General features: G+C 57.7%; 8 protein-coding genes and 3 pseudogenes. 6 read left to right on the top strand and 5 right to left on the bottom strand.

What is annotated here, in order from left to right; all coding sequences use genetic code 11:
• The 4 genes and pseudogenes from JWR14_RS20070 to JWR14_RS20055 all read left to right on the top strand — a co-directional run.
• A pseudogene (locus tag JWR14_RS20070) lies at positions 1-190 on the top strand (Crp/Fnr family transcriptional regulator); the annotation flags it as partial.
• A gap of 364 nt (positions 191-554) precedes the next feature.
• The gene (locus tag JWR14_RS20065) at positions 555-3,041 is read left to right on the top strand and encodes an EAL domain-containing protein (RefSeq protein ID WP_299710195.1); all 2,487 of its coding nucleotides are present in this window, start codon (positions 555-557) and stop codon (positions 3,039-3,041) included.
• 214 nt (positions 3,042-3,255) lie between these two features.
• A complete protein-coding gene (locus tag JWR14_RS20060) occupies positions 3,256-4,065 on the top strand; it encodes an iron-containing redox enzyme family protein (protein WP_299710193.1) in 810 nt (269 codons plus the stop codon).
• A gap of 691 nt (positions 4,066-4,756) precedes the next feature.
• Positions 4,757-5,125 (top strand): annotated as a pseudogene (locus JWR14_RS20055) (hypothetical protein); the annotation flags it as partial.
• Between the two features lie 234 nt (positions 5,126-5,359).
• Here JWR14_RS20055 and JWR14_RS20050 read toward each other — a convergent pair.
• The 5 genes from JWR14_RS20050 to JWR14_RS20030 form a co-directional block, all read right to left on the bottom strand.
• Positions 5,360-5,593, bottom strand: a complete 234-nt coding sequence (locus JWR14_RS20050; RefSeq protein ID WP_299710190.1) for a hypothetical protein — start codon at positions 5,591-5,593, stop codon at positions 5,360-5,362.
• A gap of 513 nt (positions 5,594-6,106) precedes the next feature.
• Positions 6,107-6,889, bottom strand: coding sequence for an ABC transporter substrate-binding protein (locus JWR14_RS20045; protein WP_299710188.1), 783 nt, complete (start codon positions 6,887-6,889; stop codon positions 6,107-6,109).
• An 89-nt stretch (positions 6,890-6,978) separates the two neighbouring features.
• Positions 6,979-8,436, bottom strand: coding sequence for an NAD(P)/FAD-dependent oxidoreductase (locus JWR14_RS20040; protein ID WP_299710185.1), 1,458 nt, complete (start codon positions 8,434-8,436; stop codon positions 6,979-6,981).
• Positions 8,433-8,726 carry a (2Fe-2S)-binding protein gene (locus JWR14_RS20035; protein WP_299710182.1) on the bottom strand — a complete coding sequence of 98 codons (294 nt, stop codon included), beginning with the start codon at positions 8,724-8,726 and terminating at the stop codon, positions 8,433-8,435. The genes JWR14_RS20040 and JWR14_RS20035 overlap by 4 nt, the downstream gene beginning before the upstream one ends.
• The gene (locus JWR14_RS20030) at positions 8,719-9,846 is read right to left on the bottom strand and encodes an FAD-dependent oxidoreductase (RefSeq protein WP_299710180.1); all 1,128 of its coding nucleotides are present in this window, start codon (positions 9,844-9,846) and stop codon (positions 8,719-8,721) included. Before JWR14_RS20030 ends, JWR14_RS20035 begins: the two co-directional genes overlap by 8 nt.
• A 136-nt stretch (positions 9,847-9,982) precedes the next feature.
• On the opposite strand from JWR14_RS20030, the gene JWR14_RS20025 reads away from it, so the two are divergent.
• Together JWR14_RS20025 and JWR14_RS20020 are read left to right on the top strand one after the other, a co-directional pair.
• A complete protein-coding gene (locus JWR14_RS20025) occupies positions 9,983-10,888 on the top strand; it encodes a LysR substrate-binding domain-containing protein (RefSeq protein WP_299710177.1) in 906 nt (301 codons plus the stop codon).
• Positions 10,889-10,921: 33 nt separating this feature from the next.
• A pseudogene (locus tag JWR14_RS20020) lies at positions 10,922-11,162 on the top strand (Tn3 family transposase); the annotation flags it as partial.
• Positions 11,163-11,399: the final 237 nt, after the last annotated feature.

The following is an 11,399-nucleotide window of genomic DNA, read 5'->3' as shown; positions in this document are numbered from 1 at the left end:
CGATCGCGCGGTTTCCGAGCGCCTGTTGTGGGTCATGACCAAGGCCCGGCAACACGAGGTGTCGCGGATCATTCGAAGCAATCCTATGATCGATCCGATCGAGATAGACGATATCAGTCGGAGATTCATCCGATTGCTTAAGTCGATCAAAACCGGCGGGACGATCCCGCCCGTGCGGCTTTCTATTTAAGCCTGGCGCATCAACTGTGATGCACTGTGGCAGGACCCTCTGCGAGACGAGCGACCACAGCAGGCCCTGTTGGCGCGACCGATCAACTGCCGGGCTAAAGAATTCCTGAAATATGACGTTCTACATGAGGGTTGCGCCGAATCGACGGCCAAATCATCTACGCGTTACCGAGAAAAGGCGGCCGCTCCCAGGATCTTGAACGGCAACTAGCGGGTTGGACATCGCTGCCGGGTCCTGGATGGATAGCTTGTTCGAAGCACTGGGCTGACGTTGATCCCCGTAGCCGCGGATCGACGTCATTCCCGCCGACGCCGTTGCTATCGCCATTTAGGAAAGCGAAGCGAGGTACTAACGGAACATATTCATGCGCGTTAAACATGTGCCCCATAGCGATGCCAATCAGGTCATCCGCCTTGTCTGGCCCTTCCTGGTCGTAATCCTGATTCTCGTCTCCCTGGCCGCCGTCAGTATCGACATCATGTCGTCGCTGCGCGCCTATATCGGCGCCGAAAGCGTTTGGTCAAAGGGCGAGAAGGACGCGACGTTTTTCTTGCACCTGTATGCAGAAAGCGGCGATGAAGTGCTGTATCAGCGGCACACTGAGGCGATGGAGGGTCTCCTGCACTTGAGGCGGGCTCGGGACATTCTTGACCGTACGCAAACTGATATGCACACGGCAGAAGACGAACTAGTCATGGGCGGCTTTGCAAGGTCGGACGTGGTGAGTGCCGCATGGGTGTATCGGATCTTTCGCCATGTCAGCTACCTCCAGGATGCAATGGACCTCTGGAAGCGTAGCGACGTTCACATGGACAAGCTGGGACAGGTCGCCAGTCGGCTTCATCGCCGATTTTCGGACCAATCGGAAGCTGATGCCGAACTCGTAGAGCTGCAGAAGGAAATTTTTCAGATCAACGAAGATGTTGCGCCGCTTTCCCGAGGTTTTTCTTACGAGTTGAGTTCGACGTTTCGCAAGGTCGCATTCCTGCTTCTCATGGTCGATCTCGCGGCCGCGACCGTGTTGATGCTGCTCACCGTCTGGCATGTCCGCCGGCTGGTTGTTCAGCGAAAACTCACCGAGAGAGCTTTGCGGCACAGCGAAGCACGAGCCAAGGCCACGCTGGGCTCGATCGGAGAGGCGGTGATTGCGACAAGTCTGTCGGGAGAGATTGAGTTCATCAACCCTGCAGCGGAACGTATCCTTTGCACGACGAGCGCTTTATGTCTGGGGCGCCCGTTTTCCGATGCCTTTTCCCTGCTGTACGAACGCTCACGCGAACCAGAGAAAATGCTTGCCAAGCTCGCTAGCGACGGCTTGCCAGGGGACCATCTCGACGACCAGTTCGTTGAGATGATCCTTGTCTCTCATAGCGGTGTAGAAGTCCATGTAAGGGCCGTGGTGTCGCGCATCACCGGATCGCCTTTTTACCTGAGTGACTTGGACGGTACAAACGACGGGCATCATGGTTACGTGATCATCCTGCGAAACATGACACGCGAGAAAGAGTACATACGAAGCCTCGCGTGGCAGGCATCACACGATAGCCTTACTGACCTGGTCAATCGCTCAGAGTTCGAACGACAACTCGCCGCATCACTCGCTGACGTGAAGCACCTCAATGTCGCGGTTTGTGACGTGTTGCTGGTGTTTGATCTCGACCGCTTCAAAATCGTCAACGATACCTGTGGTCATGCTGCGGGCGATGGCATGCTTCGCGCAATCTCGACTCATCTGTCGAGAATCTTCCGTGCAGGGGACACCTTTGGGCGGCTGGGAGGTGACGAATTCGGTGCATTGCTGAGAGGGTACGATCGGGCGCAGGCCATGACATTGGCCGACAAGCTCCTGCACTCGGCGAATACATTCTGTTATCAATGGGAAGCACAGCAGTTCAAGACGAGCGTGAGCATCGGGCTTCTGGTCCTGGACGAGCCGGGCATCACGGTAGAATCGGCGATGCACCTGACTGATATTGCTTGCTTCGTTGCCAAGGAACGAGGCAGAGATCGCGTTCAGGAGGCTGACCTGAATGATAGCGACCTTGCCACTCACGCTAATGAAGCGTCCTGGGCGCGACGTCTGAAGCATGCACTCGAACATGATCTGTTTTGTCTCTATGCGCAACCGATTCGCGACCTTCATACGGGAGACCAGCAGGCGGGCGGCCTGAACAAGGTCGAGTTGCTGCTCCGCATGATCGACCCGCAGGGCGGCCCGGTCATCACGCCCGACAAGTTCATACCTGCTGCCGAGCGCTACGGCCTGATGACCACTATAGATCGCTGGGTCGTGCGCACAGCGTTACGTGCACTCTCATGCACTCCAGCTAAGCAATATAGCGAGTATGCAATCAACCTTTCCGGGGCATCTGTCGGCGACGCACGTTTCTTGCACTACGTTGTCGAGCAGATTAGGGAGAATGGTATTGCCGCACACTTGTTGTGCTTTGAAATCACCGAAACAGCTGCAATCAGCAACCTCCTGTCCGCTGTGCACTTCATGAATGAACTGAGTATTCTAGGTTGCCATTTCGCGTTGGACGATTTTGGCGCTGGCATGTCGTCGTTCGGATATCTAAAACATCTTCCGGTCGACTATCTGAAGATCGACGGCGCCTTCGTCAAAAATCTGCCCCAAGATACGGTCAGCCAAGAGATGGTCATTGCGATAAATGACATTGGGCATTCATTAGGATGTCAAACTATCGCAGAATACGTTGAAAACGCGGATATCCTGAAATTGCTCAAGAAGTATGGAGTCGATTATGCGCAAGGTTATTTCATTGGGCGCCCCACGCCCTGGGCCGAGCCTCAGTCCTTGAATTCCGCTGAACCGACACTGCTCGCTTAGTTGAATATCAACTCCTCGTCTCTACGTGGCTGCGATTAGCCGCGCGCTTTATTGTCTGAACAATATTCTTTTATTATTTTTTTAAAGAATGTGCGCAGTTTCATATTACTGATACATTATCTCTGCAAAGCTTGCATCATCTGTCCACCCGGATATCCGACCTCGCCTGAGCGTCGTCGGCAAGTGTGAGCCCCCTTCAGAGAGAGATGAACCTATGAGCACTGAATTTATCCGATCCGGCGAGTTAAAAGACATCAAAAGTTATCCGGAATGGTTGCAACGCGTAGTCGCAGACTGCGAAGAACAAAAGTCAGTTGCACTTGGCCATCCATTCTGCAAAGCGATGAAGGACGCAACGCTGGACATTGAAAGCACACATCGCTTCCTGGCTGGTTTTTTCCCGGTGATCGAGCAGTTCCCACAGTTCATGGCGTCGAACTTGATGAAGGCCCGTTTTGGCACATCGCGGGGCGAGACGATGGCTCGGTCCTATCTCATTCAAAACATTCGCGTCGAAAACATGCACGCGAAGCATTGGCTTCAGTGGGCGTCAGCTTCAGGCCTCACGATGCACGAAGTCCTGAACAAGGAAGTGCCCAGCGAAATGCACGCGCTTGCGCATTGGTGTGGGCACGTCAGCGTGATTGACGACCTCGCAGTAGCCATGGCGGCCACGAACTATGCGGTCGAGGGTGCAACGGGCGAGTTCTCCTGCATGGTTTGCTCGGAAGATACTTACGCACTTACGTTCCCCGAACCGATCCGTAAATCGGCCATGCGGTGGCTTCACGTGCACGCACATTACGATGACGAGCATCCGTGGATGGCACTTGACATTATCGCGACGCTACTTGGGACCAATCCTTCGCCGGAGTCGATCACCAGGGTCCGTAACGCGATTCGCAAGAGCTATGACTATCTACGCATGACTCTCGACTACGCCCACCGCGAACCCGCGAGAAAAGAGGTGGCAAAGAGGGCGAACAGCTGGTTGGAGGTTTCTTCGACCCCTGAAACTGTCTGATAGCCTTTGGGCGTGGCTCTTGCGAATAAGGCGAGTGAACTGGAATCCCGATCCTTCGTGGATCTCGAGATGGGAAGAATCCCGCCGCGACATGGGATTCCGGTTGAAATAAACGATGTGCAGTTCCACGAATTTGGATTGGCCTTGCGCAAGATCTTCAAGCACATCCTGAAGGTGCTGTTTTTGCGGTCCCAGTGGAAAGCGCTGCCGATCAACGAAAATTCAGTCAGTCGTTCCGGAATTCATCCCCACCAGTGTTTACCGCATCTTCCGGCGCTGGACAGCGGAGGCCTCTTGAGATGCCGTACTGCTGGGTTCAGTGTGCCAACTGAATCAGGACCGGTTCCTCGATATGTCCGTCATTCACGGCGATGGCACGTTAACTCACCGCCTTGATCTGCCCGTTCTTCGCCCACATCCAACGTCGATTTGCGCGTTAATGACGTTCCAACTGGCTGCCACTTGACCTCGTAGACCTCCCGCTTGCGTTGGTAAACCCGGAAGCCCTGCTCAACGTCCCTACTGCGCGAGATCGACTGCCACACCCGCGGTTTGTCTGAGATCGAGATCAAAAACCGGCGATCTACGTCGTTGCGACACCCCCGTTAGGAATGCCAAGGCATCGCGCATAGGGCCAGAGCGAACCGCGTCGTGAGACGTCACCTGCGCTCGTGTATCTGACCAACACAGAATCGGTCGTTGCCGTTGGCCAATCCGATATCGATACAAAGGCCAGCGTCAATCGCGCCAACCCGCAAAAGCGACATCCCACCGACAGAACAAGCCATACGTAAAAGCTCCGCCTACTCGAGACCCGGCCTACACGGCGTCCATTTTCAAAACACGTTCGTTTAAGTTGTTGGTAGATGCGGTGGGCGCGTAAAACATCGCACTGGGACTCGACTCCAACTTAACGCGCGTGGCCGAATTGGTGAACGGCGAGAAATTCACACCTGAGACAGCCTTTCATATCGAAACGACGCTTGGGCTGCCAGATGGGGTTTTCGATCAACCTAATCCTGTCCTCACGCCCGCGATCATTGAGCGCTTGAAGTCGCCCGCGCCCATGGTTTCGATGACACCAGGCGCACCACAGCTTGCGTAGCAATGCTTAGGTTTTACTGAATATAGGTACGGGATGCTGCAACAGCGGTGCAAGGAGCCGCGTCGATTTAAGCGTTCTTTGCGCCGCGGCTTTTCGCCGCGAACGTCTCGCTGACCTTAACGCGCAATTGTGAAGCCGCGAACGAATTAAAACAGCAGCCCGCTGGTCACTTCGTCTATCGGGACGCAATCAAGCCGATTGTGCTGCTGTTAGCTTGGGGCCGCTGCGCAACGTCGCAACTGCGGTTTCCGGCTCCTTTCGCTTGTCGCGGACCTGCTCAATGCCATTTTTCAGCACTGACTCGCAAAATGCCAGTCGCGCGCGGTGGTAGTCCGCGTGCACTTGTGCATCAAGAATTCGTTGCTCGGCTTGAAAAAGCTCCAGACGTAGTTCAGGCAAAGCCTTTTGCGCTTGCTGCTCCACAGTAGGCGCGTAACGTGCCGCCCAGTTCGCTATCCATCGCAACATATTGATCTCTCCGGTCGCGTCGCCCTATGTCCGTTCGCTTGCGTCTGAACAACAAATGACCGCATCACTCGCGGAGGGTTAGGATTTGCTCTTGTATCCGAGTTTTGAAGATTTCCAGGCACTACGACCGGGTGCGAGAAATTGGTCAGCAAGCGCTCGACAGATCTTGGTCGTTTTCGGCGCATGCGCGCCAAACGAAAGCCTAAGCGGCGAGGCAACCGATCAAGCGTATCGACCAATTCGTCTCTCCGTAGGCGACAATTGCAAAACGTTTGTATGGACCGCTCTCGCCGACTCCATCCTGGCCAAGATACATCGGCTCTGCATCGGAATCAGCGGAACGGAACCCCAAGCATGCTAAGACGTAGCTCGTGTCGAGCCAGAGCAGACTTTCAATAATGAAAGAGGTAATGCTTTCCACGAAAGTCGAGCGCCCTCGCGTTCGGTGGCACCGCCGGCATGCGCATTTTATTTGCCATACATGTCGAAGTCGAAGTAACGCGCTTCGATCTTCTTGTAGCTGCCGTCGGCGAGCAAACCGGCAAAGGCTGTGTTCAGCGCGTCGCGGAGATCGGAATCGCCTTTGCGAATACCGGCAGCATCACCGTCGCCCATGATCTTTGCATCGTAGACCGTGTCGCCAGCAAAAGCGTAGTCCTTGCCACGCGGCGTATCCAGAAAACCGAGCTTGCCCTGAACCGCATCCATCAGCACCCCGTCGAGCCGGCCCGTGGTCAGATCGTCGTATGCCTGATCGTAGCTCTGATAGGAAACGATCTGTACGCCCGATGGCGCCCATTTCTCGTGTCCGTAGGTTTCCTGCACAGTACCTTGCTCGACGCCGATGTGCTTGCCCTGCAACGCGGTCGCCTCCGGCTTCGCACCGGAATTCCTGCGTGCAACTAGTTTCGTCTGATTGCGATACAGCCGGTTCGTGAAATCGATCTGCTCGCGTCGCTTCGCCGTTGCGGCCATCGACGAGAGGATCACGTCGAACTTGCGCGCCTGCAAGCCAGGAATGAGACCATCGAAACTACTTTGTACCCAGACGCATTTCGCCTTAAGCCTGGCGCACAGTGCATTGCCCAGATCCACGTCGAATCCCACGACACGACCATCCGGCGCCACCGATTCGAATGGCGCATAGGTCGGGTCCACACCAATGCGGATCGTCGTCCAGTCCTTCGCCGATGCAACGCAAGACAACGCAAGCAGCGCGGCGGAAACACTCAGTTTGAGGCTTGTTTTCATTGCATCACTCCAGGCAGGGAAAGGATAAAGAAACCGCAGTCGCTGTTGATAACTCCGTCTCTGGTCATTCAGTCAATGATCCGTTGTCGTCAACTTGGAAACTCGCCCCGATGCAGGACAGCATCAGCGGGAACGGCTGCCGCGATTTCGGCGATCGTCACGGGCTTCACCGGCGGACGGATTCGGAAATAACCGACGTCGCCAGGGGTGCGCCCTTGTGCATCGGCGATCAGTTCTACGACTGTGCTGCCGCACCAGCGGCCTTGGCATGGCCCCATGCCGCAGCGAGAAAACGCTTTCATCTGGTTTGGGCCGGTGCAGCCCAGTCCGGCGATGTTGCGGATGTCCCCCGCTGTCACTTCTTCACATCGGCAGACGATGACATCATCGTCGGGAAGGCGCTGCGCGCGCGGCGGCGTGTACAAAACGTCGAGCAGTGGCCGGATTGCAGCATGCTGCGCACGCCGGGCGCGGATTGGCTTGATGGCGCGCTCGAACGCGGCTATATCGATCCGTTCCTGCACGCGCGCTATATCAAGTGCGGCCAGCTCGCCATCGCATTCGGCAAGCTGCGCGCCGCCGATCGCAGCGCCGTCACCGGCAATCCATATAAGCGGTACGCTTGTACGGCCGAAAGCGTCGACTTCGGCGTGCCAGCACGCTTGTACTTCGCTCCATCGATGCCGGCAGCCGACGGACCTACTCAGGTTCGTCCCGGGGATCACGCCCTGATGCAGCAGTACCAGGCCAGCTGCGACTTCATGCGTCTTGGAGCCCACGCGAAAGCGCAAGCCTTCGGCGCGCTGCTCTCCGAGCACGTTCACCGTTTGCGCCGAGCGATAGATACTCACGCCGGCACGGCGGACGTCCAGCATCATGCGCAAACCTTTCGCCAGATAACTCGTTGCCCGCAGCGCACGCGGTAATTGCGGCATCGCACGCCAGTACGCGCTTGCCGGCGTCGTATCGACGATTGCGCGAAACGAACGACCTGCGCTGATCAGTTGAGATGCGTAGAGCCACAGTAACGGCCCGCTTCCGGCAATCACCGTATCCGCGCCTGGAACCAGGGCGGCCGACTTGAGCAGGGTTTGCGCCGCGCCCGCGTTCATGACACCGGGAAGCGTCCAGCCGGGCACAGGCCATGGTCGTTCCTGCGCGCCGGTGGCGAGAAGGATTGCCGTTGCCTGAACTCGCAGCGTGCCCGGGGAACCGCCGCGGCATGTCAGCATCGCTTCGCCGTCCGCGCCGATCTGCCAGACAAGGGTATGTGTAAGAAGCGACGCGCCGCTCTTCTTGAAACGCTCGATCAGCGGTCTGCCATGCGCATAGTCGTGCCCGAGCAGCGTGGCATCGCCGAGGGGCGAGTCACTGGCCTGCCGATAGACTTGCCCCCCCGGTGCCATACCTTCCTCGGCGACGATGACCGACAAGCCGTACAGGCGTGCGGCAATGGCCGCCGCCATCCCGGCCGGCCCGGCGCCCACGATCAGAAGGTCGCAGCGGGCAGCGCCGGTCGCCGTGCCAGCGCTTGCGTCACTTATCATGCGATCCTCGCTTTGCCCTGCATCGGACGAATTCGCATGCCATCGCGAACTTGCACCATGCAGCCTTGCTGATTGGGCACGCCATCGATTTCCACGAGGCAATCGAAGCACACCCCCATCATGCAAAACGGGCCACGCGGCAGGCCGCTGATGGGAGTTACACGGCACGCCTGCAGTCCTGCCTCGAGCATCGCGGCCGAGACGTTCAAATGACCGGCAACGACATGCGGCGCTCCGTTTATATCGATGCAAACTTTCGCCCCATCTGAAAACGGCAGCAGTTCAAACATGGCTCGGTCCGGGTTGAATGTGAAAACGACGGCTACTGAACGTGTCCAGCGCGGCGGGTCGCGCGCGGCCCGCAATCCACGGCGCGATGCAATCCGCATGGGTCGCGGCGAGCGTCACGCCGCTATGGCAGATCGCGATGAATGCGCCGGGATGCGTCGGCGATTCTTCGTAGACCGGCAACCCGTCCGGCGTCATGATTCGCAGCGCACCCCAACTGCGGACAATGCGCGCGTGGGCGAGCATGGGAAACGCGTTTTGCGCGCGACGGGCAATATCGGCCATGACGGTGGTACTCACTCCGTCGTGCAGGCCGACGTCCTCGGCTGAATCGCCGATCATCACCGAGCCTTCGCGTGTCTGACGCACGACGAGCGTCGGATACGCGAGGAATGGCGCGAGCTTCTCGGTCACCATGATCTGGCCGCGGAGCGGCTTGATCGGCGCATCGAAACCGAGCATCTGGCCGAGCTCGGCGTTGCCTAGGCCGGCGGCGAGAACCACCCGCCCTGCTTCTAAAACGCCCTCTGCCGAAACAATCTCGAAGTGACCCGCACGAGCCCGAACCTCCGAGATCTTGCGTCCCGGCAAATAGGTGCCACCGCGCAGCTGAAACGCCGCGTGCATTGCGCGCAACGTAGTGAGCGGGCTGGCGTGACCATCGTTCGGGGAATAGAGCGCACCCGTCAACTCGGGCGATGCCGCCGGAATCCGGCGACGCAACTCGGTGGTACTGAAGACCTCGTAGGTGAGCCCGGCATCGCGCCCATGCAGCGACGCGAGCAAAGCCTGGGCATCGGCAAATTGGTTTTGCGTCTCGCACAGTTCAAAACCGCCCGGGCGTTCGAATGCGGGATCGACGCCCGTTTCGCGAATCAATTGCGCGGAAAACGCCGACCAGCGTTGCGACGACTCGAGCGACCACTGCGCGTAAGGCAGGCAGCGCCCGCCTTTGCCTTGAACCCATACCAGTCCGAAATTGCCGCGCGCCGCGCGATACGACGTATCCTCGCCGTCGCAGACCGCTACGCGCAGCTTCTCGCGCACCAACCCATATGCGATAGCCATGCCCACGAGGCCGCCGCCGACGACCACGACGTCGAAGTTGCGGAGTGCGCTCAATGAGTCCATCGCTTAAGATTTATATTATGAACAGCCATTGAAGCCTTTAATCCGTCAAAACGAGCTTGTCCTGAGCTTCGGCGATACAAAATGCAGGGTCAAATACCGTCTTTTTCGTCAACCATTCACTAATGTTATGGCCTCTCCCGACCTCAAGATTCGCCAGGTGGAAGCGTTCCGGGCGCTGATGCAGCGGCACACCGTCACCCGCGCCGCACAGATGCTGCATATATCGCAGCCGGCGATGAGCCGTCTTATCGCCGATTTTGAGGAGCGCGTCGGCTTTGCATTGTTCACGCGGCAGCAAGGACGGCTGATGCCGACTGTCGAGGCGAATGTGCTATATGCCGAAGTAGAGCGGGCTTTTGTCGGGCTCGATTCGATCACCCAGGCAGCGCAGCAGATACGCGCGATGCGACGCGGTTCCCTGCGCATCGCAGGCTCGCCGGCGGTGGCGCTGGAATGGCTGCCTCGCGTGTTAACGTCGTTCGCGCGTGAGCATCCGGGTGTGGATATCACGCTCCTGACCCACAGTTCCTCGACGGTGGTCCAGCTTGTGGCGTCGCAAAGAATTGACATCGGCTTCATTGCCGAAGCCATGCCTCATCCTGCCGTCCGGCTGGACCGGCTCACGCACGAACCCATGCGCTGCATTCTGCCGGCAGGCCATCGGCTGGCGCGCAAACGCATATTAAAACCGGAAGATCTACGCGACGAACCTTTCGTGTCATTTCCGCTTTCCTTCGATGCCCGCCGCACGATCGACCGGGTGTTCGTTGAGCACGGTGTGGCGCGGCAGATGACAGTCGAAGCGCAACTCTCGCAGACCATCGTTGCATTCGTGGCACAGGGGGCCGGAGTCGCTCTTATCGATCCGGTCACTGCGAGCTTTGCAGGTGAGCGCGTAGCAGTTCGCCGGTTCGAACCGGCGATCGCCGATGAACTTTATCTTGTTAGTGCAGTGGGATTGCCTGTGTCGAGTCTCGTGACTGCATTCGCGGCGGACATGAAGTTGGCGCTTGAGAAAATCAAGACGACGTAAAGCGAAATTAAGAGGAAGGGACTGTTTTGATATGCGCTCACCCGCGCCATCTATTTCAATCGACTCGGTGAACTGCGCGCCGCACCTTCTAGAACCGGCGCCATCGCACGTCCGGATTGACCCTCGTAACCGTGGCCGTGACGCTGTGGAACACCGTATATCTCGATCGCGTCGTCCGGCATTTGCGCGATAACTTGCCGAAGTGCTCGACGAACCGCTCGCTCATGTAGCACCGCTCGGGTGGAAGCATATCGGCCTGACCGGTGATTATCTGGGGAGCGAGATTCATAAGCCGCGCGAACGGTTCAGGCTACTTCGCCTCCAGCCCGCGCATGGTGTACGTTTCGTACCATCCTCTCACCCAGCCCCATCCACCAGCCTGTCGAGGCAGCTCATACACAAAATTATACGCAGAATTACTTATTAAAAATCGATGGTTGGCTTTTCGAAATGCTATCAGCCCATCGCCGGTCCCGATGTCGACTAGCGTCATCGCAGCAGAACGCCGGGT

This window comes from Caballeronia sp. (assembly GCF_028292365.1).
Classification (GTDB): domain Bacteria; phylum Pseudomonadota; class Gammaproteobacteria; order Burkholderiales; family Burkholderiaceae; genus Caballeronia.
This window is presented reverse-complemented; position numbering and strand designations above follow the sequence as displayed.

Excerpts from the sequence above, each read along its gene's own strand:
- JWR14_RS20065 (WP_299710195.1), top strand. The coding sequence starts at position 555 with ATGCGCGTTAAACATGTGCCCCATAGCGATGCCAATCAGGTCATCCGC.
- JWR14_RS20060 (WP_299710193.1), top strand. The coding sequence starts at position 3,256 with ATGAGCACTGAATTTATCCGATCCGGCGAGTTAAAAGACATCAAAAGT.
- JWR14_RS20045 (WP_299710188.1), bottom strand. The coding sequence starts at position 6,889 with ATGAAAACAAGCCTCAAACTGAGTGTTTCCGCCGCGCTGCTTGCGTTG.
- JWR14_RS20040 (WP_299710185.1), bottom strand. The coding sequence starts at position 8,436 with ATGATAAGTGACGCAAGCGCTGGCACGGCGACCGGCGCTGCCCGCTGC.
- JWR14_RS20035 (WP_299710182.1), bottom strand. The coding sequence starts at position 8,726 with ATGTTTGAACTGCTGCCGTTTTCAGATGGGGCGAAAGTTTGCATCGAT.
- JWR14_RS20025 (WP_299710177.1), top strand. The coding sequence starts at position 9,983 with ATGGCCTCTCCCGACCTCAAGATTCGCCAGGTGGAAGCGTTCCGGGCG.